Below are 26,166 nucleotides of genomic sequence, written 5' to 3' on the forward strand. Positions count from 1 at the left end.
GAGTTATTATAACTTTCAACAATACTTATTTGTGCGCAGCTGATGGCCTTAAAAACAACCAAAATTACGCCGACAAGAAAGATAACTGTCCATACGGTAAGCGAAGCTTTGCCACGTGCACATTATCAGCGTTGCCCCCAGTGCGATACGCTTTTTATGTTGCCGAAGATGAAATCGCACCAAAGTGCCTTTTGTCCCCGCTGCGACGCCAAAATTCGCGACGGCCGCGACTGGTCGCTCACCCGCCTCGCCGCCATGGCCGTCACCATGCTGCTGCTGATGCCCTTCGCCTGGAGCGAACCGCTGCTGAAACTCTACCTGCTTGGCGTACGCATTGACGCCAACGTGCTGCAGGGTATCTGGCAGATGACCCGTCAGGGCGATCCCATCACCGCTGCCATGGTGCTTTTCTGCACCGTTGGTGCGCCGCTGGTGCTGGTCGCCGCCATTGCCTATCTGTGGTTTGGTAATATTCTCGGCATGAACCTTCGCCCGGTTCTGCTGATGCTGGATAAGCTCAAAGAGTGGGTGATGCTGGATATTTATCTGGTGGGCGTGGGCGTTGCGTCAATAAAGGTGCAGGACTACGCCTTTTTGCAGCCCGGCATCGGACTTTTTGCTTTCATCAGCCTGGTATTGCTGAGCATCCTGACGCTGATCCACCTGAACGTTGAACAGCTCTGGGAGCGATTTTACCCTCAGCGCCCCGCCACGCTTCCTGATGAAAATCTGCGCGTCTGTCTGGGATGCCACTATACCGGCTTGCCCGACGCGCGTGGGCGCTGCCCGCGGTGTCACATTCCGTTGAGACTGCGGCGCAACAACAGCCTGCAAAAATGCTGGGCCGCGCTGATCGCCTCCCTGGTGTTTCTGATCCCAGCCAATATGCTGCCGATCTCCATCATTTACGTGAATGGCGGGCGTCAGGAGGATACTATCCTCTCCGGGATTATCTCCCTTGCGCACAGCAACGTCGGGGTGGCGGCGATCGTCTTTATTGCCAGTATCCTGGTTCCCTTTACCAAAGTGGTGGTGATGTTTACCCTGCTCATCAGCATTCACTTTAAGTGTGAACAAGGCTTACGGACCCGCATTCTACTGCTGCGGTTCGTCACCTGGATTGGCCGCTGGTCAATGTTAGATCTGTTCGTGATTTCGCTGATGATGTCGCTCATCAATCGCGACCAGCTACTTGCTTTTACAATGGGACCCGCGGCTTTTTATTTCGGCTCTGCGGTGATATTGACTATTCTTGCTGTGGAATGGCTGGATAGCCGCTTACTTTGGGATGCACATGAGTCAGGAAACCCCCGCTTCGCCGACTGAAGCGAGAATTAAAACAAAACGCCGCATTTCGCCATTCTGGTTGCTGCCCGTCATCGCCCTGATGATTGCAGGCTGGCTGATCTGGACGAGCTATGAAGATCGCGGGAGTACCGTCACCATTGATTTCCAGACCGCCGACGGCATCGTCGCCGGGCGAACGCCCGTTCGCTTCCAGGGGGTTGAAGTGGGTACGGTTCAGGACATCTCCCTTGGAAAAGGGCTGAACAAGATTCAGGTGCGGGTCAGTATTAAATCTGACATGCAGGATGCCCTGCGCAGCGAAACGCAGTTCTGGCTGGTCACGCCAAAAGCGTCTCTGGCCGGCGTGTCGGGGCTGGATGCGCTCGTGGGCGGTAACTATATCGGCATGATGCCGGGTAAAGGAGAGCCGCAGGATCACTTTGTTGCCCTGGATACACAGCCCAAGTACCGCCTCAACAACGGCGATTTAATGATTCATCTGCAGGCGCCGGATCTCGGTTCTCTGAACAGCGGTTCGCTGGTCTATTTCCGCAAAATCCCGGTTGGCCGCGTGTACGATTACGCGATCAACCCGAATAAACAGGGCGTCACCATCGACGTGCTGATCGAGCGTCGCTTCACCAATCTGGTGAAAAAAGGCAGCCGCTTCTGGAACGTCTCCGGCGTGGATGCGGACCTCAGCCTGAGCGGTGCGAAAGTGAAGCTGGAGAGTCTGGCCGCGCTGGTGAATGGTGCCATTGCTTTTGACTCCCCGGAAAACTCAAGCCCTGCCACCGCGGATGACTCATTTGGATTGTACGCAGACCTGGCGCACAGCCAGCGCGGCGTGATCGTCAAACTCGCTCTGCCCGATGCTAAGGGGCTAAAAGCGGGTTCAACGCCGCTGATGTATCAGGGATTGCAGGTTGGTCAGCTCACCAAAATGACGCTCAACCCGGGCGGCTCGGTCACAGGAGAAATGACTGTCGACCCGAGCGTGGTCGACCTCCTGCGCGAGAAAACGCGTATCGAAATGCGCAGTCCAAAGCTCTCCCTGAACGATGCCAGCCTCAGCACGCTGTTGACCGGCAATACGTTTGAACTCATCCCCGGCGAAGGTGAGCCCAGCAATAGCTTCGTGATTGCCCCGGCGGATAAATCCCTGCTGCAAAAGCCGGGCGTAGTGACCGTCACGCTGAATGCGCCAGAAAGTTACGGAATCGAAGCCGGCCAGCCGTTAATTTTACACGGCGTGCAGGTCGGCCAGGTGCTGGAGCGTAAGCTCTCCGCGAATGGCGTGACCTTCTCGGTCGCCATCGATCCGCAGTACAGCGACCTGGTGCACGGTGACAGCAAATTCGTGGTGAACAGTCGCGTCGATGTGAAGGTGGGACTGGACGGCGTGGAATTCCTCGGCGCCAGCGCCAGCGAATGGGTTAACGGCGGCATCCGCATTCTGCCCGGTGATAAAGGCCCCGTTCGCGACAGCTATCCGCTGTATGCCAACCTGGAGAAAGCGGTTGAAAACAGCCTGAGCGATCTCCCTACCACCACGCTGACATTAAGCGCCGAGACGCTGCCGGACGTACAGGCAGGTTCCGTGGTGCTGTATCGCAAGTTTGAAGTTGGGGAAGTGATCGCCGTTCGCCCGCGTGCGGACGCGTTTGATATCGAACTGCATATCAAGCCGGAGTACCGCAAGCTGCTGACGCCAAACAGCGTCTTCTGGGCCGAAGGCGGCGCGAAAGTTCAGCTTAACGGTAACGGGCTGACCGTGCAGGCCTCCCCGCTCTCACGCGCGCTGCGCGGGGCAATTAGCTTCGATAATCTTAGCGGCGCGGGCGCGAATCTGCGCAAAGGCGATAAGCGTATTCTCTTCCCGTCCGAAACCGCCGCGCGTGCCGTGGGTGGACAGATTACCCTGCACGCGTTTGATGCCGGTAAGCTGGCGGAAGGCATGCCAATCCGCTATCTGGGCATTGATATTGGACAAATCCAGAAGCTGACGCTGATTACCTCGCGCAACGAGGTGCAGGCCACCGCCGTGCTGTACCCGGAATATGTGCAGACCTTCGCCCGGACGGGTTCGCGCTTCTCGGTGGTGACGCCGCAGATCTCGGCCGCGGGCGTTGAGCATCTCGACACCATTTTGCAGCCGTACATCAACGTTGAGCCGGGCCAGGGCAATGCCCGTCGTGATTTCGAACTGCAGGAAGCCACGATCACCGACTCGCGCTACCTTGGCGGCCTGAGCATCGTGGTGGAAGTGCCGGAAGCGGGCTCGCTGAGCATCGGCACGCCGGTACTGTTCCGCGGCATTGAAGTGGGTACGGTCACGGGCCTGACGCTCGGTACGCTCTCCGACCGCGTGATGGTGGCGTTACGCATCAGCGAACGCTACCAGCACCTGGTCCGTAATAACTCGGTATTCTGGCTGGCATCAGGATATTCGCTGGACTTTGGCCTGACGGGAGGCGTGGTGAAAACCGGCACCTTCAACCAGTTCATTCGCGGCGGTATCGCGTTTGCCACGCCGCCGGGCACGCCGCTGGCGCCGAAAGCGCAGCCGGGTAAACACTTCCTGCTGCTCGAAAGCGAACCGAAAGAGTGGCGCGAATGGGGAACCGCCCTGCCGCGTTAATCTGACAGGCTCCGGTGTCAACGCACCGGAGCCTTTATGTTACACTGCGCACCTGAACTTTTCCCTGTGGTGTGCCCGTGGCTCAAAACTCCGTATTTCTTCCTGAACAATTCCTGGCGCAGATGCGCGAGGCGCTTCCTTCTCACCTGTCGTTAGATGATTTTATCGCCGCCTGCCAGCGTCCGTTACGCCGAAGTATTCGCGTCAACACGCTGAAAATCAGCGTCGATGATTTTCTGGCGCTGGTCTCGCCGTACGGCTGGCAGCTTACGCCGGTCCCGTGGTGCGCCGAGGGATTCTGGATCGAACGCGATGACGAAGCCTCGCTGCCGCTGGGCAGTACCGCTGAACATCTGAGCGGCCTGTTCTATATTCAGGAAGCCAGCTCGATGCTGCCGGTGGCCGCCCTGTTCGCCAATGGCAATGCGCCTGAACGCGTGATGGATGTTGCCGCCGCTCCTGGCTCAAAAACCACGCAAATTGCCGCCCGAATGGGTAACCACGGGGCGATCCTCGCCAACGAGTTTTCCGCCAGCCGCGTGAAGGTGCTGCATGCCAACATCAGCCGCTGCGGTATTCATAATGTTGCCCTGACGCACTTCGACGGACGCGTGTTTGGCGCCGCTTTACCGGAAGCCTTCGATGCCATTCTGCTGGACGCGCCCTGCTCCGGCGAAGGGGTGGTGCGTAAAGATCCCGACGCGTTAAAAAACTGGTCAGTTGAGAGCAACCTTGAGATCGCCGCCACGCAGCGCGAGCTGATCGACAGCGCATTTCACGCGTTGCGCCCTGGCGGCACGCTGGTCTATTCAACGTGCACCTTAAACCGCGATGAAAACGAAGACGTCTGCCTGTGGCTGAAAGCGAACTACCCGGAGGCAGTTGAGTTCCTGCCGCTTAACGGCCTGTTCGCCTCGGCACAGGAGGCGGTCACGCCGGAGGGTTTCCTTCACGTGTTCCCGCAGATTTACGACTGCGAAGGTTTTTTTGTGGCGCGTTTGCGTAAAACGCAGGCGGTTGCTCCCCTGCCCGCACCTAAATTCAAGGTCGGCAACTTCCCGTTTTCCCCTCTTAAAGGTCGCGATGCAGCACAGCTTGAAGCCGCCGCCAAAAAGGTTGGGCTGGTCTGGGATGAGAGCCTGCACCCCTGGATGCGTGATAAAGAGATATGGCTGTTCCCGGCACAGATCGAGCCGCTTATCGGAAAGGTCCGTTTTTCCCGAATCGGTATCCGCCTGGCGGAAGTGCATAATAAAGGGTATCGCTGGCAGCATGAGGCCGTTATCGCCCTTGCCGGAGGCGAGAATACCTTTGCCCTGACGCATCAGGAAGCCGAAGAGTGGTACCGTGGTCGCGATGTCTATCCGGACAGCACGCCATCAGGCGATGAAGTGATAGTGACGTATCAGGGATATCCGCTGGGGCTGGCAAAAAAGGTCGGTTCAAGGCTGAAAAACAGCTATCCGCGCGAGCTGGTTCGGGACGGCCGTCTGTTTACCGGTAACGATCGCACAGCCTGAAAAAAAGCGCATTTTTTTACTGGCGATTTTGCTCTCCTTGTCTACGATCAAAAATGGGTGATCGCACTGGTCATACCAGATTTTGACAACCGACCCGGAGAGCACTATGACGAAAACCAGCGTGCGTATTGGCGCTTTTGAGATCGACGACGCAGAACTGCGCGGCGAAGCCCAAGGCGATCGAACGTTAAGTATTCCCTGCAAATCCGACCCGGATTTGTGCATGCAGCTCGATGCATGGGATGCAGACACCAGCGTCCCGGCAATACTTGATGGCGAACATTCTGTCCTTTACCGCGAGCATTACGATAGTAAAACCGATGCCTGGGTCATGCGTCTTGCCTGACCTAAAGAGAACCCGCCCGAAGGCGGGTTATTTATTACTGCAGCTGCGCCAGCGTGAAGTAACCGTCGAAAACAGCCCCCGTATCAATGTAGTGAAGATTATTAAAATCGTATCTTCTGTCGAGAGGCGTATGCCCAAACCAGAAATGATCCGCGCCGCTGATGCCCTCTCCTTTGCCCACCATAAATCCCATCAGCCTGTCACGGTTCCATAAGACGCGCTGGGCACTGACCGGTTTTTGCCATCGGTATTCCGCGGCCGGATAATCCGCATGGGCAATCACATTCAGACCGTTCGCACAGGTTATCTCGATGATATGCGGTAAATCGCGACAGGCGTCGAGCAACGACAGGGCAAGCTGTTGCTGGTCGCGTTCAAGATGCGAAAACCATATTCCGCCATTCATCGTCCAGAGTGAAAAATCGTTATTATCCAGACTGTCGAGAGCCATTTGCTCATGGTTTCCCCGCACGGCACGAAACCATTTTTCATGAATTAACTGCAGGCATTTAACGCTATCAGGGCCACGATCGATCACATCCCCGACCGAAATAAGTAAATCCTCATACGGGTTAAAGTGACGGCGTTTAAGCTCATCCATAAGCCACTGGTAACAACCGTGTATATCGCTGACAACCCAGACGTGACGCCACATCCCACCTTCAATTCGCTGATACATAGAACCTCCTTAAAACAGTATAGCCGCCGCAGAAAAGGCGACAGACCGGCGCGGTCGTCACGAAGTGAAACAAACGGTAAACCAAACAGAAATAAAGATCCTCGCGCTATTAATCCCTTTTTATTGGCTCTTTAGAATAAGGGTATAAAAAAAGAGGGGTCTTCACGTGTCTAATACGCACCTGCATAACGATGTTTTCTATCCGCATCGCACAAACATTATTTCCGAGCTGGTGAACGGCAAACGCGTGCCGGGTCCAATCTGGCGTAAACGCGAATATCGCCTGAAATTCCTTTTACGCTCGCTTCTGTTCTGGTCTTCTACCCATCGCATGCTGGAAGCCCTTTCGGGTCGCGACGATTTCGACAGGCTGCTGGCCTCTCAAATTACGTTGCCCAGCAAGACCCACCGACAGTATCTGATGCGCGGCCTGACGGCTAACGATCGCGCCGACGCTATCGTCAACCATTACTACTGGATTGATAGCCTGAGAGAGAGCGGTCTCGCTCAGGCCCTGAGCAGCCCGCAGGAGCAAACCGTTGTGCAGTTCCACGCCAAAGACGGCGTAACCTATACGGTCAATGCCTCCTCTGCGGGGAAAGCCGAGCGCGAAGGCGAAAGCACGCTGTGGCTACGCGACAACGAGGATACGCTGCTGGCCAGCCTGACCTTTAGCGTCGCGCGCAGTAACGGCCAGCAAGTCATGGTCATCGGCGGGCTTCAGGGGCCCCGCCGCAGCGTATCGCGAGACGTCATTAAGCAGGCCACCCGCGCCTGCCACGGCCTGTTCCCCAAACGAGTGTTGATGGAAGTCCTCTTCCAGCTGGCTGCACAGTCATCTGTCCGGGCGATTTTTGCCGTCAGCGATGAAGGGCACGTTTTCCGCGCGCTGCGATATCGCCTGAGCAAAGGCCGCCATTTCCATGCCAGCTACGATGAGTTTTGGGGATCTCTGGACGGTAAAAAGCTGTCAGCCTTCTGCTGGCAGTTGCCGCTGCACATGGAGCGTAAATCCCTGGAAGAGATTGCCAGTAAAAAACGTGCCGAATACCGCCGTCGCTTTGAGCTGCTCGATGAAATAGAGGCATCCGTTAAGTCCCACTTTTAAGCCTGGCTGGCGTCTTCGCTCACTGCATAGCGGATGCATTCCGTTTAAAAAAGAATGATAAAGCAGCCCACTATTGCACAGGGCGAGGGCGCTCAGTTAGCATTGCGCGAAATGAAACCGGCGAATGCGTTGGGAAGAGCGCAATGTGGGCGCAAAAATGAGGGACTTCGGTAATGATCTATGACTGCTTCTTATATTACGATGAAGATATGCTTCTCGAAATCAGGCTAAACACGCTCGCGGACGTTGTCGATCGCTTCGTTATCGTTGAGTCAACGCATACCTTTACCGGTAAAAAGAGGCCGCTGCATTTTGACATTAATAAATACAGCCAGTTTAAAGATAAAATTATCTACGTTGTTCATGATAAAGAACCGATTACGAAAGCCGCTGAAGAATCACACCCTGCTCGGGAGGTGATTCCGGGTCTGCCAGAGGGAATGGTGGTGGATGCGTGGGCAAATGAAGCCGCGCAGAGGAATGCCATCATGCAGGGTTTGAAGCATGCCAACGATGATGATTTGATTTTAGTTTCCGATGTCGATGAGATATTTTCACCACAGGTGGTAGCATCGATAAATCCCAAAAAGCTCTGCACCACTATTTATCAGAATTTCTATAATTATCAGTTCAACCTGCAGGTTTTTAATACTGACAACACGCCAAGAAAATGTAAATTACCGCGAGCCACACAATATAAAAATCTCGTTAGTTTCTTTGGCGGCGAACCTGAATCATTCAGGAATCTTAAACGCACCCGAAGCGTTAAAAACTGGTCCTGGCTAAAGTGGAACTGGTTCAAGATTAACAACAGCATCATTGACAATGGTGGCTGGCACTTCTCGTGGGTAATGACACCCGAGCGCATCTCAGAAAAAATGTCGACCATATCCCATACTGAATACGATCTTCCTGAGTTTAACAACCCGGAACACATCATAAAGGTCATTAAAAATGCGGAAGATATCTGGGGGCGCGACAGGACGTTAATCAAGCAAGAGCTAACGGTTGAAAACTTCCCGGAGTACATAGTCCGCCACAAAGACAAATTCAGCGCGTTCATTATTTAGCTTAGGGCTGCCCTTTTGCTCGCCAGAAGGCGTTTGCTCAGCGGTCGCTCGGCCACAAAATTTTAACAAAGATCCCAAAAAACCCTGGACGCACGCGGTCCTGAGTATGTTATGGTTTAGACAGGATATGGAATGTTCGAGAAAGTTTCGGGTGATTTAGAATCAACACCGAACAACACTTTGAAAAACATACAGATAAAAAGAGACCGAATACGATTCCTGTATTCGGTCCAGGGAAATGGCTCTTGGGAGAGAGCCGTGCGCTAAAAGTTGGCATTAATGCAGGCTAAGTCGCCTTGCCTTTTAAGAATAGATGACGACGCCAGGTTTTCCAGTCCACAGCAAAAGCGGTCGGAAAAAAAGCGCCAGAGCATCATTAAAAGTGAAAAACCGCAGTGCTTTCGCAAGCATCTGCGGTTTTTTATTGGAAACCCGAACGTTAGCAGAGCTTGTCGGCGCGCTCGATAAACGGCGCCAGACTCATTTTTTGTCCCGGATGCGCCGGGTCATCGATCTGAATAATGCTAATCGGCTGGCCGCTGCTCTTGCCGCTGGCTACCTGCTGCTCTGCGGTGTCATTCAGCGGGTATTGCACCAGCGTGCTCGGGTTGATGGCATACAGCGCATGACCTGGACGGCAGGTCAGCATCACCTCTTCGCGATTGAACGCCCATTTGTCCTTACCCACTTCAAAACGACTCACGGTGATAACCTGCGGTGCGGCAAGCGCGCTACCCGTACAGGCCAGCAATATGAGAGAAATTACTGTCTTTTTCATATGATATTTAACCTTGTCAGAAGGGTTCCCAGGTGGCGAACAGACTGACCGTTGCCAGCACCAGCGCTCCCAGCACCACTTCTGCCTGTGTCATCCTGATAAAAATCTGTTGTGCTCGCCCGCTCTCCGGACGAAACCGTGGCACCAGAAAATACCGATTTGCCAGCGCAATTACCACCATCAACGCCACCAGCGCACATTTGAACAACAAAAACCGCACGTAGCCAGCCTGCCAGGGAATATCGAGGCCCAGTATCATGAGCGCATTTATCACCCCGGAGAGCAGGACGCCCGCAACGGCGTAATGCCCCACGCGCGAGAAGCGCATCATGGTAAAGATGGCGGCATTCTGCCAGCGCCCTTTCGCCAGACGCATGCAGAACAGCAGGGGCAGTAATCCGCCAAGCCAGGTGGCGGCACATATCAGGTGAAAAGCATAATTAAGACGCTGCAGCGCCCCCGTCGGACCGTCGTTCATCGCCGCATGCCCTACCCCAGCCAGCAGGATAAGCTGGCCCATTGCGAGCAGCAGCAGACGCGAACCTTTCAGCGGCGCGAGCCATGCCGCACTGACCGTCAGCGCAGCGAGAATTATTTGCCACAGCCAGACGCCGCCAAACCGGGTTCCCATCACGCTGAACCAGATCTGTGGCGCAAATACATCTCCCCAGCCGTTGCCCATCAATCCACCCTGCAGCACAAACATCAGGACTGCTGCCGCCAGGCTCACTAAGGCCGCCACTTTCTGCTGCGACTGAAAACGCCGGGACAGCAGACGGTGGAGAGAGTAAGGCGCAAACCAGACGCTGTAAAGCGCATTGCCAAACACCAGCATCAGCGCCCCGAAATGGATAAAGCGTAGCCCGATATAACACAGCGCCAGCATGCTATTTCACGCTAAAGTGATAGCTGCCTTTGGTTTTATGGCCATCCACGGAGACCACATGCCAGTCCACCTGGTAAGTCCCTGATGCCAGCGTTTGTTCCAGCGGCACGGTAAGCTGAGCTTTGTTCTTTTCGTCGCGCGTAGCGGTTCCCGTTTTGACGATCTGCTTTTGCGCATCCGTTACCACTACACCGCTAAATCCAGGTTCGATACCTTCTGAAAAATTCAGCGTAAGTGCCTGCGGTGCGGTCACCACGCTGTCTGCTGCCGGGATCTGCTGTTTAAGATGTGCATGTGCCAGCACGGAAGGCGTCATCATTGTCGAGGCCACAAAAACCAGTGCGCAGACCGCGCGGGAAGCGGAGAAACCCATCCTATCATTCCTTTTTGTTATGTCTGTATGCTAAAGAATAACGCTGTATAATAAACGAGTCGAGGATCATCCTGCCTCCGCTTGTCATCGTCGTGCAATCGCGGTAACGTTGCCGCCGCATAAAAAGGAGAAGGTAATGAAGATCAATCTGGCCGCCCTTCCGCAGGACGAGATGGATAAAGTGAATGTCGATCTCGCTGCCGCTGGCGTCGCGTTCAAAGAGCGTTACAACATGCCCGTCGTGGCTGAAGTCGTGGAACGGGAACAGCCCGCCCATCTGCGCGACTGGTTTCGCGAAAGACTCATCGCCCACCGCCTCGCCTCGGTCAACCTCTCTCGTTTACCGTACGAGCCTAAAGTTAAATAAGCTTAACGAGTCGTTACATTTCCTTACGCGGAATCTGGCAGGATAAGAAAACCCTGATTATTTTAGGTGTATTCTTAAATCTTTGCGACTCAGTGTATAAGGAAGTCACGATGTCACATTGGAATATAGCGGCAGCCCAGTATGGCGGGCTGCATCAAACTGTAGATCACCATGTTACGCACCACCTGCGCTTCATCGCCGAAGCAGCACGGCAGCGGTGCGATCTGCTGGTTTTCCCTGAACTCTCATTAACGGGCTCAGGCTCGCCCACGTTACCTCCCCCGCCCGATGACGCGCAGCTGGAGCCGCTGCTCAACGCGGCACATCAACACCAGATCACCGTTATTGCCGGGCTCCCCCTGGAGCAGAATGGCCAGCGCCAGAAAGGCCTTGTGCTGTTTTCGCCCGCTCGCCATCGCATTTTGCGCTATCCGCAAGGGCGCGGTGCCAGCCTCGTGCCGGGGGATAAACACCTTACCATCCTTGATGCACATCCCGATTCGCCCAATCTCGATCCCCGGGCAACGCTTGTTACCAGCTGCCAGTCGGTGGGGGATAATCGCTGGCGGCAGTCCATCAGTAACCTGCAGCGCTTCGCGCATAAATATGCCATTGCGGTGCTGATGGCGAACGCCTGCGGCGGCAGCGCGCTGTGGGATGAAAAAGGCCAGCTGATCGTGCGCGCGGATAAGGGAGAGCTTCTGGTGACCGGCACGCTCGGCGGAGAGGGTTGGCAAGGCGATATCATTCCTTTAGGCTAGGCGTTTTAAGCTCAGGAGTTTTCAATGCTGCGCGTCATCGATACCGAAACTTGCGATCTTCAGGGCGGAATAGTGGAAGTGGCCTCTGTCGACGTGGTTGATGGTAAAATCGTCAACCCAATGAGCCATCTGGTGCGTCCCGATCGCCCCATCAGCCCTCAGGCGATGGCTATCCATCGCATTACCGAATCGATGGTGGCGGATAAGCCGTGGATCGAAGAGATCATTCCGCACTACTACGGTAGCCCGTGGTACGTCGCGCATAACGCCAGCTTTGACCGCCGGGTGTTACCTGAGATGCCGGGCGAATGGATTTGTACCATGAAGCTGGCGCGTCGCCTCTGGCCGGGGATTAAATACAGCAACATGGCGCTGTACAAGTCCCGTAAGCTAAGCGTCCGTACCCCTGAGGGGCTTCACCATCACCGCGCCCTGTATGACTGCTATATCACCGCCGCGTTGCTGATTGATATTATGAATATCTCTGGCTGGACGCCGGATGACATGGCGACGATCACAGGACGTCCCGCGCTGCTGACCACGTTTACCTTTGGTAAATATCGCGGGAAGCCGGTGTCCGAGGTGGCGAATAAAGACCCGGGCTATTTGCGCTGGCTGTATAACAACCTCGACAGAATGAGCCCGGAACTGCGCTTAACGCTGAAACATTATCTGGGCGACGCTTAACGCTCCGCACGGCCTGGCAGCGTGTCCTGCGCCAGGCCTATTAAAAAGGCATATTCCAGCGCAACCCCTTCGTACGATTTAAATCGCCCCGATTTCCCCCCGTGTCCGGAATCCATATCGGTACACAGCAGCAGCAGATTGTCATCGGTTTTCAGCTCACGCAGTTTTGCCACCCATTTTGCCGGCTCCCAGTATTGCACCTGAGAATCATGCAAACCGGTGGTGACCAGCATATGCGGGTAGGCTTTCGCCTCAACGTTATCGTACGGGCTGTACTCTTTCATATAGCGGTAGTACATCTCATCCTGCGGATTCCCCCACTCCTCAAATTCCCCGGTAGTAAGGGGAATGGATTCATCGAGCATGGTCGTGGCCACATCGACAAACGGAACCTGTGCGACAATCCCCTTAAAGCGGTCGGGACGCTGGTTGATCGCCGCCCCCATCAGCATGCCGCCCGCGCTGCCCCCCATCCCAAAGCAGAGCTGCGGATCGCCGTATCCCTGCTCAATCAGCGCATCGCAGACGTCGAGGTAGTCATTGAAGGTGTTTTTCTTTTTCAGGAATTTCCCGTCTTCATACCAGTGCTGGCCCAGCTCACCGCCGCCGCGAATATGGGCGATGGCGAAAACAAAACCGCGATCGAGCAGGCTTAGCCGGCTGCTGCTGAAATCGGCGTCCATGCTTGAGCCATACGAGCCGTAGCCGTACACCAGAATCGGGTTTTTGCCTTTCTGGAAATGAGCCCGATGGTAAACAAGAGAGACCGGCACCTCCACGCCATCACGGGCGGTGACCCACAGGTGCTCGCTGCGGTAGTTTTCGGACTCAAACCCTTTTACCTCGGTCTGTTTAATCACCTGGCGCTGCCCGGTATCCATATCCAGCTCAAACAGGGTGTCCGGCGTGGTCATGGAGGAGTAGCCGTAGCGCAACCGCGACGATTCGGGTTCAGGGTTGAACCCAATCCACGTCACGTAGGCCGGGTCATCAAACGCAATCCCCACCACTTCCCGGGTTTTACGGTTGATTTGCCGGATACTGGTCAGCCCGCGCTGACGCTCTTCCACCACCAGCCAGTCGGTAAACAGGGTGAACCCTTCCAGCATCACCTGATCCCGCGCGGGGATAAGCACCTCCCACTTGCGCTCATCGCGCACTTTGGTTTTATAGAGACCAAAGTTTTTGCCCTCGCGATTGGAGCGCAAATAAAAGCTGTGCTGGAAGTGATCCAGGCTGTACTCGTGATCCTTACGGCGCGGCAGGAAACAGAGCGGCTGGGCATCGGGCAGTTCGGCATCCAGCAGCAGAACTTCAGACGTCGTCGCGCTGGCAAGGAAGATAATCACATAGTGGCGCGAGGAGGTTTTATGCAGGCTGACATAGAACGTTTCGTCTTTCTCTTCATAAACCAGCTCGTCGTCAGCGGAGTCTGTTCCCACGGTATGTCGCCACACCTGGTAAGGCAGCAGCGTCGACGCGTGCTTTTTGACGTAATAAACCGTCTCGGAATCATTCGCCCAGACAAAATCCGGGGAGACGTTTTCCAGCATTTCCGGATACCAGTTGCCGGTCTCCAGATTGCGAAACCGCAGGCCGTACTGGCGGCGGGAGAGATAATCCTCCGCCAGCGCCATCACCGCGTTGTCAGGGGAAATGGACATGCCGCCCAGGGTATAAAACTCGCTGTGGGCGGCGCGCTGGTTGGCATCCAGCAGAATATCCCACTCATCCCATTCGGCGCTTAACACCGACTGACGCTGGTAGATGGGATACTCATTGCCGGGCTCGTAAATATGGCGATAGCGATAGCCGTTTTTGGTCCAGGGCGCGGAGATATCGCGCTGGGGAATACGCTGCACCATTTCATTCAGGAGCTGGTCCTGAAGCGTCTGCTGGCTGGACATGACCTTGCGGCCATAGTCGTTTTCCTCGTGCAGGTAGTCGAGTACCTCTGGCCGGGAGCGCGAATCGTCCCTCAGCCAGTAATAGTTGTCTATACGCGTATCGCCATGCGTGGTGATCGCATAAGGAGTACGTCGGGCTTTCGGTGGCATGTCATCATTCTTTTAAGTTTTACACCCTATAAGGTTGGCAAAACCCACGCATGATGCAAGCGAAACAGCGTCGCGACGGCGACGACTATCCCTGTAACGCCTGTTTTTGCTCCCGGATATCCCGCTCAATGCCCTCGCGCACGTCCTGAGGGATCTTTAACGCATCGCCCAGGGCGTTAAGGTAGCTCCGCTCCATAAAATGATCGATATCGATGGCTGCGCAGCTGAGGAAATAGAGCTCCAGCGCCTCTTCCTCATTTTTCACACTTTGCGCAAGACGCTGCGGCTCGAGCGGCTGTTCAATCGCCTGCGCCACCAGCACTCTTCCCTTCTCTTCAACGCCGGCCTCGCGCAGCTGCTGCTCGATCGCCGCTCGTTCCTTATCGTCAATATGCCCGTCGCTTTTCGCGGCAAAAACCAGCGCAAGAATGAGCCGTTCAGTACGCAGATCCAGCGGCGAGGTGTGCTCGCCGTAATGCGGTTCATCGCTGTGCGCGGTCCGTATTCTGTCCTTGTATTTATTCCACAGCACGGTGCCCGCGATGGCGCCGCCGCCGGCCAGCAGCGCGCCTGTACCATACTTTGCCAGCAGCTTGCGTGAGGATTTATTCGCGACCAGCAGGCCTGCCAGCCCGCCGAGCGCTCCGGGTACCAGCAGTTTGCTGAGGTCCCGCTCGCCAGACGATGTTTTCTGCCCTAACAGGGATTGCAATTGATTTAACCAGCCAGACATGGTTTCCCTCACTTAACGGTGAACATGTTTCACAGCGTAAGCGAGCAGGCGTCAGGAAATGTCTGGTCGGGCTAAAGAAGCGCAAATTTCTGTCCCCTCGCTTAGCCGTGCACGAGACAGACGCAAACGTTTTCGTTTATACTGCGCGCAACTTTTTCAGGGGGATTGTTATGATTCGTTTAGGAACTGCGCTGCGGCCTGCGGCGACGCGAGTGATGCTGTTGGGATCGGGCGAGCTGGGGAAAGAGGTCGCCATTGAGTGCCAGCGTTTAGGTGTGGAAGTCATTGCCGTAGACCGTTACGCCGACGCACCCGCCATGCACGTCGCCCATCGTTCTTATGTGATTAACATGCTGGATGGCGATGCCCTTCGCGAGCTGATTACGCGCGAAAAACCCGATTTTGTCGTGCCGGAAATTGAGGCCATTGCCACCGATACGCTGATCGCCCTGGAGCAGGAAGGCCAGCGCGTGGTGCCCTGCGCGAAAGCCGCAAAGCTGACCATGAACCGCGAAGGTATTCGTCGCCTGGCGGCGGAAGAGCTGGGATTGCCCACCTCGAGCTACCGTTTTGCTGGCGATAAAGCCGCGTTCCTGCAGGCCGTTGAGGAGATTGGCTACCCGTGCATCGTTAAGCCGGTGATGAGCTCCTCCGGAAAAGGACAGAGCTTTATTCGCGACAGCGGCACTCTGGATAACGCGTGGGATTATGCCCAGCAGGGCGGCCGTGCCGGAGCCGGTCGCGTGATCGTCGAAGGCGTCGTGAAGTTTGATTTCGAAATCACCCTGCTGACCGTCAGCGCCGTTGACGGCGTCCATTTCTGCGACCCGATTGGTCACCGTCAGGAAGATGGCGATTATCGCGAATCCTGGCAGCCGCAGCAGATGAGCACCCTGGCGCTGGAGCGTGCTCAGGAGATCGCCCGTAAAACCGTCCTGGCGCTGGGCGGCTATGGCCTGTTCGGCGTGGAGCTGTTTGTATGCGGTGATGAGGTGATTTTCAGCGAAGTCTCCCCTCGCCCGCATGACACCGGCATGGTCACGCTGATTTCGCAGGATCTCTCCGAGTTCGCCCTGCACGTGCGCGCCTTCCTCGGCCTGCCCGTCGGCGGTGTTCGTCAGTATGGCCCTGCCGCCTCGGCGGTGATCCTGCCGCAGTTAACCAGCCAGAACGTCACGTTTGATAACGTCGACGGGGCGGTGGGCGCTGGATTGCAGGTACGTTTGTTCGGCAAGCCGGAGATCGACGGAACTCGTCGTCTTGGCGTGGCCTTAGCCACCGGGGATAACGTTGACGACGCCGTGGCGAGAGCGAAAGCGGCCGCTGCGAGCGTCAAGGTTGCAGGATAAAAAAACGGGCCAGAAGGCCCGTTTTTCATATGGCGAATGGCTTACTGCTTCGCGCCTTCAACCGCTTCGCGAGCCAGTTTGGTAATGCGATCCCAGTCGCCCGCTTCCAGCGCATCCGCCGGAACCAGCCATGAACCGCCGATGCACAGCACGCTTTTCAGCGCCAGGTAGTCACGGTAGTTGGCAGGAGAGATACCGCCCGTCGGGCAGAAGCGTACCTGAGAGAAGGGGCCCGCAATCGCCTGCAGCGCTTTGGTGCCGCCGTTCGCTTCGGCCGGGAAGAATTTGAACTCTTTCAGACCGTAGTCCATGCCCAGCATCAGTTCAGAGACGGTGCTGATGCCAGGGATCAGCGGAATAGTACCTTCCGTGGCGGCTTTCAGCAGCGGCTCGGTCAGGCCAGGGCTGATGGCGAACTGCGCGCCCGCTTCGGTCACTTCCGCCAGCTGCTGCGCGTTGAGAACGGTGCCCGCACCGATGATGGCGTCCGGCACTTCTTTCGCGATAGCGCGGATAGCATCCATCGCGCAGGCGGTGCGCAGGGTCACTTCCAGAACGCGAACGCCACCCGCAACCAGCGCTTTCGCCATCGGTACAGCGTGCTCCAGCTTGTTTACCACGATAACCGGCACGACAGGGCCAGTGGTCAGGATTGCTTCTGCACTTGTTTTCCAGTTTTTCATCAGAGTTTTCTCTCGCCAGATCGTTAAAATCAAGTCGTCTTAAAACGTAATACAGGTTGCGCCCTGCTCCGCACCGGAGAGTTTCTCACGCAGCGCGCTGAACATTTCGCGTCCGGTCCCCACGCGCGATGCGCTCAGGTCAGGAATATGAGGCTGACGTGCCGCCAGCTCGGCTTCATCCACCAGCAGGGTTAACTCGCCCGTCTGACCGTTCACGCGGATCATGTCACCGTCGCGTACTTTCGCCAGCAGACCACCATCGTAGGCTTCCGGCGTCACGTGGATGGCTGAAGGCACTTTACCGGATGCCCCGGAGAGGCGTCCATCGGTGACTAGCGCAATTTTGAAACGGCGGTCCAATAATACACCAAGTGGTGGCATAAGTTTATGTAATTCTGGCATCCCGTTGGCTTTAGGCCCCTGGTGACGCACCACCACCACGCAGTCTTTATCGAGCAGACCGGCGTCAAAGGCCGGTAATACGTCGTGCTGGCTTTCAAATACCACCGCCGGCGCTTCGATAACCTGGTTCTCTTCCGGTACGGCAGAGGTCTTCATTACCGCACGACCGAGGTTGCCGCTCAGCACTTTGGTGCCGCCATGAGGAGAGAACGGTTTGTCGATTGTGGCAATCACCTGCGCATCAAGGGACGCGCTCGCCCCTTCACGCCAGTCCAGCTCGCCGTTGTTCAGCCACGGCTCCTGGGTGTAGCGCTGAAGGCCAAAGCCCGCCACGGTATTCACGTCTTCATGCAGCAGTCCGCCTTTCAGCAGCTCGCGCATCAGCAGCGGTACGCCGCCTGCGGCCTGGAAGTGGTTAATATCCGCCGGACCGTTCGGGTACAGGCGCGCCATCAGCGGCACCACGGAAGAGATCTCGGAGAAGTCATCCCAGTTAATCAGAATGCCCGCCGCACGCGCCATGGCCACCAGGTGCATGGTGTGGTTGGTTGACCCCCCGGTTGCCAGCAGCGCGACAATTCCGTTGACGATGACTTTTTCGTCGACCATTTTGCCCATCGGCATCCATTCGTTGCCGTTGCCGGTCAGACGCGTGACCTGACGGGCCGCGGCCTCGGTCAGTGCCTTGCGCAGCGGCGCATCCGGCTGGATGAAGGACGAGCCCGGAAGCTGCATTCCCATAAATTCCACGACCATCTGGTTAGTGTTAGCCGTACCGTAGAACGTACAGGTCCCCGGCGCATGATAGGACGCGGCTTCCGCCTCCAGGAGCGCCTGACGGTCTGCTTTCCCTTCCGCGTACAGCTGGCGGATACGCACTTTTTCTTTGTTCGGCAGACCGCTCGCCATTGGGCCTGACGGCACGAAGATCGCAGGCAGGTGGCCAAACGACAGCGCCGCCATCACCAGGCCCGGGACAATCTTGTCGCACACGCCGAGGTACAGCGCGCCATCGAACATATTGTGTGACAGCCCCACCGCGGCAGACATGGCAATCACTTCGCGGCTCAGCAGGGACAGCTCCATGCCGTCCTGCCCCTGCGTCACGCCGTCGCACATGGCAGGTACGCCGCCCGCCACCTGGCCCACCGCATTTACGCTGTGCAGCGCGTTACGGATGATAGCGGGATAGACCTCATACGGCTGGTGTGCGGAAAGCATATCGTTATAGGAGGTAATGATGGCGATATTGTTACGCAACATGCTTTTCAGCGACGCTTTATCATCAGGCTGGCAGGCGGCGAAGCCGTGCGCCAGGTTCCCGCAGGCCAGCTGAGATCGGTGGACGGTGCTGCTCTTTGCCTGTTCAATCCGGGCGAGGTAGGCCGAACGGGTCTCTTTCGAGCGCTCGATAATGCGTTGTGTTACGCGTAACAATGTCGGATTCATAAAAGCTCCTCTAAATTATCTGTCCGGCTCGGGAGTTTACAAAGTCGCTGGCAGTTGTTAACAACGCTGAAACGCTTGCTGTCCGGAGCTCTGGGGCAAAATCACTTCCGGCAGTGTAATAAAAAAAGCTCCGCGGGTGAATCCACGCGGAGCTTAAAAGTTGAAAATTGTGCCACTAGCTGTGTTAGATCATGTTACCGGTAAAATAACACTTTCGAGCTAGAGGATTATCTTACTCAAACTCGTTCCAGGAGCGGCCATCGCGGGTGATCATCGCCACCGACGCGACAGGTCCCCATGTACCCGCCTGATACGGTTTTGGCGCATCCTGATCGGCCGCCCAGGCTTCGGTGATGGAGTCGACCCATTTCCACGCCTCTTCCACTTCGTCGCGACGCACGAACAGCGCCTGGATACCGCGCATGGTTTCCAGCAGCAGACGCTCGTAAGCATCGGCCAGGTGCGTCTGGTTAAAGGTTTCGGAGTAGCTCAGATCCAGCTTGGTGGTCTGCAGGTTGTGTTTATGATCCAGCCCCGGCACTTTGTTCAGGATCTGGATATCCACCCCTTCGTCCGGCTGCAGTCGAATGGTCAGTTTGTTCTGCGGCAGTTCCTGCCAGGACTCTTTGAACAGGTTCAGTTCCGGGTTTTTGAAGTAAACCACCACTTCGGAACATTTGGCCGGCAGACGTTTACCGGTGCGCAGGTAGAACGGAACGCCCGCCCAGCGCCAGTCGTCGATATCCACGCGGATCGCCACGAACGTCTCGGTGTTGCTGGACTTGTTCGCGCCCTCTTCTTCCAGGTAGCCCGGCACTTTTTTGCCTTGCGCAAACCCGGCGGTGTACTGGCCGCGGACGGTCTTCTCACGCACGTTGGAGCGATCGATGCGGCGCAATGACTTCAGCACTTTCACTTTTGCGTCACGGATGCTGTCAGCCGTCAGGTCAGACGGTGGAGACATGGCAATCATGCACAGAATTTGCAGCAGGTGGTTCTGGATCATGTCGCGCATCTGACCGGCCTGGTCAAAGTAACCCCAGCGACCTTCAATCCCCACCTCTTCCGCCACGGTGATTTCCACGTGGTCGATAGTGCGGTTGTCCCAGTTATTCACAAACAGGGAGTTAGCGAAACGCAGCGCCAGCAGGTTCAGTACCGTCTCTTTACCGAGATAGTGGTCGATACGGTAGACCTGGCACTCTTCAAAGAACTCGCCCACCTGGTCGTTGATTTCACGCGAGGTTGCCAGCGACGTACCCAGCGGCTTCTCCATCACGACGCGCGCCGGTTTGGCGTTCAGTTTGGCTTCACCCAGACCTTTGCAGATGGCGCCGAAGGTGCTTGGCGGCATGGCGAAATAGTTAATGGTGACACGGTTTTTCTGATCCAGCATCGCGCCTAAGCGGGTAAACGCGCTGACGTCGTTGACGTCCAGGTTGCAGAAATCGAGGCGTCCACTCAGGGTATCCCACAAACTTTCATCAATTTTTTCCTTCATGAAAGTTTCGAGCGCCTCGCGGACGACTTTGGTATAAGCGTCCTTATCCCAGTCTGCGCGCCCAACACCCAGGATACGGGTATCCGGATGAATTTGGCCCGCTTTCTCCAGTTGATACAGGGAAGGCAGCAATTTTCGGCGTGCAAGATCGCCTTTCGCGCCGAAAATGACCAGGTCACATGCCTGGGCTGTTTGCGTTACCGCCATGTCATTCTCCTCAGTTGGATCACCTGGTACTTCTGCCAGGTATCGTTGTAATTTTATTACAATGCACTGTACTGCTTTTACGTCATTCCCGAAACCATTAGCGCTTATCGTCGCGTGCGATAACGCGATTTTTCCCCCTTTGGAGGATTACGACGGCGCAATGACGCAACAACCGTCGTTTCTTTGCGCAACAGGGTCACAGCAAAACCCGACACCGATCAAGTAATGAAAAAAAACAACAACATTATCTTGTCGATTGTTACCCTTAATGGAAGCCACAAGGGTAATATCGGCTAAATCGAATCACGATTTCATCAATTTATGAAATCGTTTACACCCATGAGCGTCCTGTTAACATGAACATGCTGGAAAAAATCCAGTTTCAACTGGAACACCTTAGCAAATCCGAGCGAAAAGTGGCCGAGGTCATTCTCGCCTCCCCCGCTCAGGCGATTCATTCAAGCATCGCCGCTCTGGCACAGGAAGCGGGTGTTAGCGAACCGACGGTCAATCGCTTTTGCCGCAGCCTCGAAACGCGCGGCTTTCCTGATTTTAAACTGCATCTGGCACAAAGTCTGGCTAACGGCACCCCATATGTTAATCGTAATGTGGATGAAGACGACAGCGTTGATGCCTATACCGCGAAAATTTTTGAATCGGCTATGGCTTCGCTTGACCACGTCCGCCAGTCGCTGGACATGAGTTCCGTGAATCGCGCGGTGGATTTGCTCACCCAGGCCAAGCGGATTGCGTTCTTTGGTCTCGGGTCGTCGGCGGCCGTGGCGCATGACGCCATGAACAAATTTTTCCGCTTTAACGTCCCGGTTATTTATTCCGATGACATTGTGCTGCAACGCATGAGCTGTATGAATTGCAGTGAAGATGACGTCGTGGTACTGATTTCGCACACCGGCCGCACCAAGAGTCAGGTAGAGCTGGCGCAGCTGGCCCGTGAAAACGATGCCATGGTGATTGCCCTCACCACGGCAGGCACGCCGCTGGCCCGTGAGGCGACGCTGGCGATCACCCTCGACGTGCCGGAAGACACCGACATTTATATGCCGATGGTTTCCCGACTGGCGCAGCTCACCGTGATTGACGTGCTGGCAACCGGTTTTACCTTACGTCGGGGCGCAAAATTCCGGGATAACTTGAAGCGGGTCAAGGAAGCGCTGAAGGAATCGCGTTTTGATAAAGAATTGCTTATAAAGAGCGATGTTCCCTGATAGTTGATAACGAAGACGTAACCAATAATTACGATGTAACGATTTACGGCATTCGGTCCACTCTCCGCTGCCTTGCAGCAGATGAAGGCCGATTCAATGTTCACGCAACACCAAAGTTGTTTCAGTCAACGGAGTATTACATGTCCAGAAGGCTTCGCAGAACCAAGATCGTAACCACCTTAGGCCCGGCCACCGATCGCGATAATAATCTTGAGAAAATTATCGCCGCCGGCGCCAACGTGGTGCGTATGAACTTCTCTCACGGTACGCCAGAAGACCATAAATTACGTGCCGATAAAGTGCGTGAAATCGCAGCCAAACTGGGCCGCCACGTTGCTATCCTCGGCGATTTGCAGGGTCCAAAAATTCGTGTATCGACCTTTAAAGAGGGTAAGGTTTTCCTCAATATCGGCGACAAATTCCTGCTTGATGCCAACCTGGGCAAAGGCGAAGGCGATAAAGAGAAAGTCGGTATCGACTATAAAGGCCTGCCGGCTGACGTGGTGCCAGGCGATATCCTGCTGCTCGACGACGGTCGCGTACAGCTGAAGGTGCTGGAAGTTCAGGGCATGAAAGTGTTCACCGAAGTCACCGTCGGCGGCCCGCTCTCCAACAATAAAGGCATCAACAAACTGGGCGGCGGCCTCTCTGCAGAAGCGCTTACCGATAAAGACAAAGCGGACATCGTGACGGCTGCGCTGATCGGCGTTGACTACCTGGCGGTCTCCTTCCCGCGCTGCGGCGAAGATCTGAACTATGCGCGTCGCCTGGCACGTGATGCAGGCTGCGATGCTAAAATCGTCGCGAAAGTTGAACGCGCGGAAGCCGTTTGCGATCAGGATGCCATGGACGATGTGATCCTCGCCTCTGACGTGGTGATGGTTGCGCGCGGTGACCTGGGCGTGGAGATTGGCGACCCTGAGCTGGTAGGGATCCAGAAAGCGCTGATTCGTCGCGCACGTCAGCTGAACCGCGCGGTGATCACCGCGACTCAGATGATGGAATCGATGATCACCAACCCAATGCCAACCCGTGCAGAAGTCATGGACGTGGCTAACGCCGTGCTGGACGGTACCGATGCGGTGATGCTCTCTGCGGAAACCGCTGCGGGCCAGTATCCGGCAGAAACCGTGGCCGCTATGGCGCGCGTCTGCCTGGGCGCTGAAAAGATCCCAAGCATCAACGTTTCTAAACACCGTCTGGACGTGCAGTTCGACAACGTGGAAGAAGCGATAGCGATGTCTGCGATGTATGCGGCAAACCATCTGAAGGGCGTTACCGCGATCATCACCATGACCGAATCTGGCCGCACCGCGCTGATGACCTCTCGTATCAGCTCTGGTCTGCCGATCTTCGCCATGTCCCGTCACGAACGTACCCTGAACCTGACGGCGCTGTACCGCGGCGTGACGCCGGTTCACTTCGACAGCACCAGTGACGGCGTAGCTGCGGCACACGATGCCGTAAACCTGCTGCGCGACAAAGGCTATCTGGTGTCCGGTGATATCGTCATTGTGACCCAGGGCGACGTGATGAGCACCATCGGCTCAACCAACACCACGCGCGTTATGACCGTCGAGTAATAATGTCTGTGTTAAAAAGCCCTCTCCAGATGGAGAGGGCTTTTATTATTTCCGCGGATAAAGCTCTTTGCGTTTATAGGGCTCAGTTTCACCCGGCTTACGCGTTTTAAGCAGCTTCAGGATCCACGTGTACTGTTCGGCATGCGGCCCCACCAGGATTTCCACCTCTTCGTTCATTCGACGCGCAATGGTGTGGTCGTCCGCGGTCAGCAGATCATCCATCGGCGGACGGACCTCAATACTCAGGCGATGCGTTTTGCCGTCATAGACCGGGAACAGCGGGATCACGCGGGCACGACAGACTTTCATCAGGCGACCAATCGCGGGGAGCGTCGCTTTATAGGTCGCAAAGAAATCGACAAACTCGCTGTGCTCCGGGCCGTGGTCCTGATCCGGCAGATAGTATCCCCAGTACCCCTGACGTACCGACTGAATGAAGGGCTTAATGCCATCGTTACGCGCATGCAAACGTCCGCCAAAACGACGACGCACCGTATTCCAGACAAAATCGTAGATTTTATTTCCCTGGTTATGGAACATCGCCGCCATTTTCTGGCCCTGAGACGCCATCAGCATCGCCGGAATATCAACGCCCCAGCCGTGGGGAACAAGGAAAATGACTTTCTCGTCATTGCGGCGCATCTCCTCGATGATGTCCAGCCCTTTCCAGTCAACGCGATCGACGATTTTATCCGGCCCTTTCAGCGCCAGTTCAGCCATCATCGCCATTGCCTGCGGGGCGGTGGTGTACATTTCATCAATGATTGCCTCGCGCTCGGCGTCGCTTTTCTCAGGAAAACAGTAATAGAGGTTAATCTGCGCGCGGCGGCGGGCGCTCTTGCCTAAACGCCCGGCCAGACGGCCAATTTTCCCCAGAACGGGATCGCGTACGGAAGCAGGCAGCATCGCCATCCCCGCAAAAGTGTAAACACCAAGCCAGGCGCCCCAGTTGCGCGGATGGCGGAAGGATTTTTCAAACTCAGGAATGTATTCAATATTGTTTTTTTTGGTTTCCATGCTGGATCCAGGGTCTGATGACGCAAAATTTTATTCAGATAGTGTAGCGAGGCAGTCGTCCACGCACAAAAGAAAAAGCCGGCGTCAGTGTGCGCCGGCTTTTTTAACAAAAACAGAGGGCTTAGTTTAAGCTCAGCTGCGGCATCACCTCTTTCACCTGCGCCAGATAATCAGTACGATCTTTACCTGTCAGGCCTTCGGTGCGCGGCAGTTTCGCCGTCAGCGGGTTCACGGCCTGCTGGTTGATCCACACTTCATAGTGCAGGTGCGGGCCGGTAGAGCGTCCGGTATTGCCGGAGATCGCGATACGGTCACCACGCTTCACCTTCTGGCCCGGTTTGACCAGCAGCTTACGCAGGTGCATGTAGCGGGTCGTATAAGTACGACCATGACGTACCGCGACATAATATCCGGCGGCACCGCTACGCTTGGCCACCACCACTTCGCCATCCCCTACTGCCAGTACCGGCGTGCCCTGCGGCATGGCAAAGTCAACGCCACGGTGCGGCGCGACGCGCCCGGTTACCGGGTTCAGACGACGCGGGTTAAAGTTAGAGGAGACGCGGAATTGTTTTGCCGTCGGGAAACGCAGGAAACCTTTTGCAAGGCCCGTACCGCTGCGGTCATAGAACTTACCGTCTTCGGCACGAATCGCGTAGTAATCTTTGCCTTCGGAGCGCAGACGTACGCCCAGCAGCTGGCTTTGCTCGCGCTTGCCGTCCAGCATTTCGCGGGACATCAGGACGGAGAACTCATCGCCCTTCTTCAGCTTGCGGAAATCCATCTGCCACTGCATGGCTTTGATCACCGAGCTGATTTCAGCGCTGGTCAGGCCTGCATCGCGCGCGCTGGAGACAAAGCTCGCGCCCACGGTACCTTTCAGAACGCTGTTAACCCAGTCACCCTTCTGCATTTCGCTGGTCATCTTGAAACCGTTTGCAGTGCGATCGTAGGTGCGGGTTTCGCGGCGGGACATTTCCCAGGTCAGACGCTGGAGATCGCCATCCGCCGTTAATGTCCAGGAGAGCTGCTGTCCGATTTTCAGGTTACGAAGATCTTTATCCGCAGCCGCCAGCTGGCTGATATTGCCCATGTCGATGCCGTACTGGTTCAGCACGCTGCTCAGCGTATCCCCGGTAGAGACAACATATTCGTGGATACCCGCTTCGTTCTCGGTTTTATCGTCCAGCTCATCCTGCGGGATAGCTTCATCTTCCTGAGCCGCCTGGTCGATAGGCTCACTGGCTTCAGGCAGCAAAGAACGGATTTCGCTCTTTTCAAGCTCAATGGTTTTAATGATAGGGGCAGAACTCGGGTGGTAAACATAGGGCCGCCAGACGGCGACCGCTAAGGTGAGAACTGTAAGCGACCCCAGCATAACGCGGTGGGGTCTTGGCAGATTGTTAAATGCCAGGGCGACAGAGCGGGCTATCTGTTGCACGTATTCACTTCCTCG

23 protein-coding genes are annotated in these 26,166 nt (G+C 55.9%); 12 read left to right on the top strand and 11 right to left on the bottom strand.

The genetic code is table 11. The features are described from left to right. The first annotated feature begins 42 nt into the window (after positions 1-42). The 4 genes from yebS (at position 43) to UR289_RS06935 (ending at position 5,794) form a co-directional block, all read left to right on the top strand. Positions 43-1,326 (top strand): membrane integrity lipid transport subunit YebS, encoded by a 1,284-nt coding sequence (gene yebS / locus UR289_RS06920; protein ID WP_087822778.1) that lies wholly within the window; start codon positions 43-45, stop codon positions 1,324-1,326. Continuing rightward, positions 1,295-3,928: a PqiB family protein gene (locus tag UR289_RS06925; RefSeq protein ID WP_039263642.1), complete on the top strand. Its 2,634-nt coding sequence runs from the start codon at positions 1,295-1,297 to the stop codon at positions 3,926-3,928. Before yebS ends, UR289_RS06925 begins: the two co-directional genes overlap by 32 nt. A gap of 77 nt (positions 3,929-4,005) precedes the next feature. Then, the gene (gene rsmF, locus UR289_RS06930) at positions 4,006-5,448 is read left to right on the top strand and encodes a 16S rRNA (cytosine(1407)-C(5))-methyltransferase RsmF (protein ID WP_414146680.1); all 1,443 of its coding nucleotides are present in this window, start codon (positions 4,006-4,008) and stop codon (positions 5,446-5,448) included. 106 nt (positions 5,449-5,554) lie between these two features. After that, positions 5,555-5,794, top strand: coding sequence for a YebV family protein (locus tag UR289_RS06935; protein ID WP_008500472.1), 240 nt, complete (start codon positions 5,555-5,557; stop codon positions 5,792-5,794). Between the two features lie 34 nt (positions 5,795-5,828). Here UR289_RS06935 and pphA read toward each other — a convergent pair whose 3' ends face one another. After that, the gene (gene pphA / locus UR289_RS06940) at positions 5,829-6,473 is read right to left on the bottom strand and encodes a protein-serine/threonine phosphatase (protein WP_033145837.1); all 645 of its coding nucleotides are present in this window, start codon (positions 6,471-6,473) and stop codon (positions 5,829-5,831) included. Positions 6,474-6,639: 166 nt separating this feature from the next. Here pphA and UR289_RS06945 point away from each other — a divergent pair, with 166 nt between their 5' ends. Then, positions 6,640-7,581, top strand: coding sequence for a VirK/YbjX family protein (locus UR289_RS06945; RefSeq protein ID WP_064672718.1), 942 nt, complete (start codon positions 6,640-6,642; stop codon positions 7,579-7,581). A gap of 173 nt (positions 7,582-7,754) precedes the next feature. Then, positions 7,755-8,651, top strand: a complete 897-nt coding sequence (locus UR289_RS06950; protein ID WP_320709548.1) for a benzoate transporter — start codon at positions 7,755-7,757, stop codon at positions 8,649-8,651. A 439-nt stretch (positions 8,652-9,090) separates the two neighbouring features. Here the strand turns inward: UR289_RS06950 and UR289_RS06955 are convergent, their stop codons facing one another. From UR289_RS06955 to yobA, 3 genes are read right to left on the bottom strand one after another with little or no spacing between them, the layout of a single operon-like run. Further along, on the bottom strand, positions 9,091-9,429 hold the full coding sequence (locus UR289_RS06955; RefSeq protein ID WP_320709549.1) for a YebY family protein: 339 nt from the start codon (positions 9,427-9,429) through the stop codon (positions 9,091-9,093). A gap of 16 nt (positions 9,430-9,445) precedes the next feature. After that, positions 9,446-10,315 (bottom strand): copper homeostasis membrane protein CopD, encoded by an 870-nt coding sequence (gene copD, locus UR289_RS06960; protein WP_320709551.1) that lies wholly within the window; start codon positions 10,313-10,315, stop codon positions 9,446-9,448. 1 nt (position 10,316) lies between these two features. Then, the gene (yobA, locus tag UR289_RS06965) at positions 10,317-10,688 is read right to left on the bottom strand and encodes a CopC domain-containing protein YobA (RefSeq protein ID WP_213729597.1); all 372 of its coding nucleotides are present in this window, start codon (positions 10,686-10,688) and stop codon (positions 10,317-10,319) included. A 136-nt stretch (positions 10,689-10,824) separates the two neighbouring features. Here yobA and UR289_RS06970 point away from each other — a divergent pair, with 136 nt between their 5' ends. The 3 genes from UR289_RS06970 (at position 10,825) to exoX (ending at position 12,503) form a co-directional block, all read left to right on the top strand. Next, a complete protein-coding gene (locus UR289_RS06970) occupies positions 10,825-11,055 on the top strand; it encodes a DNA polymerase III subunit theta (protein ID WP_008500465.1) in 231 nt (76 codons plus the stop codon). A gap of 110 nt (positions 11,056-11,165) precedes the next feature. Beyond that, positions 11,166-11,816 (top strand): carbon-nitrogen hydrolase family protein, encoded by a 651-nt coding sequence (locus UR289_RS06975; RefSeq protein WP_320709553.1) that lies wholly within the window; start codon positions 11,166-11,168, stop codon positions 11,814-11,816. Positions 11,817-11,840: 24 nt separating this feature from the next. Further along, a complete protein-coding gene (exoX, locus tag UR289_RS06980) occupies positions 11,841-12,503 on the top strand; it encodes an exodeoxyribonuclease X (protein WP_193139478.1) in 663 nt (220 codons plus the stop codon). On the opposite strand, the gene ptrB is transcribed toward exoX, so the two are convergent. Together ptrB and UR289_RS06990 are read right to left on the bottom strand one after the other, a co-directional pair. Continuing rightward, on the bottom strand, positions 12,500-14,560 hold the full coding sequence (ptrB, locus tag UR289_RS06985; protein WP_320709556.1) for an oligopeptidase B: 2,061 nt from the start codon (positions 14,558-14,560) through the stop codon (positions 12,500-12,502). The genes exoX and ptrB overlap by 4 nt on opposite strands. A gap of 85 nt (positions 14,561-14,645) precedes the next feature. Continuing rightward, positions 14,646-15,293, bottom strand: coding sequence for a tellurite resistance TerB family protein (locus UR289_RS06990; protein ID WP_039263650.1), 648 nt, complete (start codon positions 15,291-15,293; stop codon positions 14,646-14,648). A gap of 170 nt (positions 15,294-15,463) precedes the next feature. Between UR289_RS06990 and purT the strand changes: the two genes are divergently transcribed. Beyond that, a complete protein-coding gene (gene purT, locus UR289_RS06995; RefSeq protein WP_033145846.1) occupies positions 15,464-16,642 on the top strand; it encodes a formate-dependent phosphoribosylglycinamide formyltransferase in 1,179 nt (392 codons plus the stop codon). Positions 16,643-16,683: 41 nt separating this feature from the next. Here the strand turns inward: purT and kdgA are convergent, their stop codons facing one another. The 3 genes from kdgA to zwf form a co-directional block, all read right to left on the bottom strand. After that, entirely contained in the window at positions 16,684-17,325 is a 642-nt protein-coding gene (gene kdgA / locus UR289_RS07000; RefSeq protein WP_014884307.1) for a bifunctional 4-hydroxy-2-oxoglutarate aldolase/2-dehydro-3-deoxy-phosphogluconate aldolase, read from the bottom strand. 39 nt (positions 17,326-17,364) lie between these two features. Next, positions 17,365-19,176 carry a phosphogluconate dehydratase gene (gene edd, locus UR289_RS07005; RefSeq protein ID WP_064672726.1) on the bottom strand — a complete coding sequence of 604 codons (1,812 nt, stop codon included), beginning with the start codon at positions 19,174-19,176 and terminating at the stop codon, positions 17,365-17,367. A gap of 232 nt (positions 19,177-19,408) precedes the next feature. After that, positions 19,409-20,884 (bottom strand): glucose-6-phosphate dehydrogenase, encoded by a 1,476-nt coding sequence (gene zwf, locus UR289_RS07010; protein WP_023312228.1) that lies wholly within the window; start codon positions 20,882-20,884, stop codon positions 19,409-19,411. 356 nt (positions 20,885-21,240) lie between these two features. Here zwf and UR289_RS07015 point away from each other — a divergent pair, with 356 nt between their 5' ends. Both UR289_RS07015 and pyk read left to right on the top strand, forming a co-directional pair. After that, the gene (locus tag UR289_RS07015; protein WP_023312229.1) at positions 21,241-22,110 is read left to right on the top strand and encodes a MurR/RpiR family transcriptional regulator; all 870 of its coding nucleotides are present in this window, start codon (positions 21,241-21,243) and stop codon (positions 22,108-22,110) included. Between the two features lie 140 nt (positions 22,111-22,250). Further along, on the top strand, positions 22,251-23,693 hold the full coding sequence (gene pyk / locus UR289_RS07020; RefSeq protein ID WP_039263653.1) for a pyruvate kinase: 1,443 nt from the start codon (positions 22,251-22,253) through the stop codon (positions 23,691-23,693). Positions 23,694-23,738: 45 nt separating this feature from the next. Here pyk and lpxM read toward each other — a convergent pair whose 3' ends face one another. Both lpxM and mepM read right to left on the bottom strand, forming a co-directional pair. Beyond that, positions 23,739-24,710 (bottom strand): lauroyl-Kdo(2)-lipid IV(A) myristoyltransferase, encoded by a 972-nt coding sequence (gene lpxM / locus UR289_RS07025; RefSeq protein WP_033145849.1) that lies wholly within the window; start codon positions 24,708-24,710, stop codon positions 23,739-23,741. 121 nt (positions 24,711-24,831) lie between these two features. After that, entirely contained in the window at positions 24,832-26,151 is a 1,320-nt protein-coding gene (gene mepM / locus UR289_RS07030) for a murein DD-endopeptidase MepM (RefSeq protein WP_024909694.1), read from the bottom strand. Positions 26,152-26,166 lie beyond the last annotated feature (15 nt).

The sequence above is a fragment of the Enterobacter sp. 302C9 genome (assembly GCF_034106085.1).
GTDB lineage: Bacteria > Pseudomonadota > Gammaproteobacteria > Enterobacterales > Enterobacteriaceae > Enterobacter > Enterobacter asburiae_B.

Bases quoted from the DNA above. Each gene is read 5' to 3' on its own strand.
- yebS (WP_087822778.1), top strand. From the start codon at position 43: ATGGCCTTAAAAACAACCAAAATTACGCCGACAAGAAAGATAACTGTC.
- UR289_RS06925 (WP_039263642.1), top strand. From the start codon at position 1,295: ATGAGTCAGGAAACCCCCGCTTCGCCGACTGAAGCGAGAATTAAAACA.
- UR289_RS06935 (WP_008500472.1), top strand. From the start codon at position 5,555: ATGACGAAAACCAGCGTGCGTATTGGCGCTTTTGAGATCGACGACGCA.
- pphA (WP_033145837.1), bottom strand. From the start codon at position 6,473: ATGTATCAGCGAATTGAAGGTGGGATGTGGCGTCACGTCTGGGTTGTC.
- UR289_RS06950 (WP_320709548.1), top strand. From the start codon at position 7,755: ATGATCTATGACTGCTTCTTATATTACGATGAAGATATGCTTCTCGAA.
- UR289_RS06955 (WP_320709549.1), bottom strand. From the start codon at position 9,429: ATGAAAAAGACAGTAATTTCTCTCATATTGCTGGCCTGTACGGGTAGC.
- copD (WP_320709551.1), bottom strand. From the start codon at position 10,315: ATGCTGGCGCTGTGTTATATCGGGCTACGCTTTATCCATTTCGGGGCG.
- yobA (WP_213729597.1), bottom strand. From the start codon at position 10,688: ATGGGTTTCTCCGCTTCCCGCGCGGTCTGCGCACTGGTTTTTGTGGCC.
- UR289_RS06970 (WP_008500465.1), top strand. From the start codon at position 10,825: ATGAAGATCAATCTGGCCGCCCTTCCGCAGGACGAGATGGATAAAGTG.
- UR289_RS06975 (WP_320709553.1), top strand. From the start codon at position 11,166: ATGTCACATTGGAATATAGCGGCAGCCCAGTATGGCGGGCTGCATCAA.
- exoX (WP_193139478.1), top strand. From the start codon at position 11,841: ATGCTGCGCGTCATCGATACCGAAACTTGCGATCTTCAGGGCGGAATA.
- ptrB (WP_320709556.1), bottom strand. From the start codon at position 14,560: ATGCCACCGAAAGCCCGACGTACTCCTTATGCGATCACCACGCATGGC.
- UR289_RS06990 (WP_039263650.1), bottom strand. From the start codon at position 15,293: ATGTCTGGCTGGTTAAATCAATTGCAATCCCTGTTAGGGCAGAAAACA.
- purT (WP_033145846.1), top strand. From the start codon at position 15,464: ATGATTCGTTTAGGAACTGCGCTGCGGCCTGCGGCGACGCGAGTGATG.
- kdgA (WP_014884307.1), bottom strand. From the start codon at position 17,325: ATGAAAAACTGGAAAACAAGTGCAGAAGCAATCCTGACCACTGGCCCT.
- edd (WP_064672726.1), bottom strand. From the start codon at position 19,176: ATGAATCCGACATTGTTACGCGTAACACAACGCATTATCGAGCGCTCG.
- zwf (WP_023312228.1), bottom strand. From the start codon at position 20,884: ATGGCGGTAACGCAAACAGCCCAGGCATGTGACCTGGTCATTTTCGGC.
- UR289_RS07015 (WP_023312229.1), top strand. From the start codon at position 21,241: ATGAACATGCTGGAAAAAATCCAGTTTCAACTGGAACACCTTAGCAAA.
- pyk (WP_039263653.1), top strand. From the start codon at position 22,251: ATGTCCAGAAGGCTTCGCAGAACCAAGATCGTAACCACCTTAGGCCCG.
- lpxM (WP_033145849.1), bottom strand. From the start codon at position 24,710: ATGGAAACCAAAAAAAACAATATTGAATACATTCCTGAGTTTGAAAAA.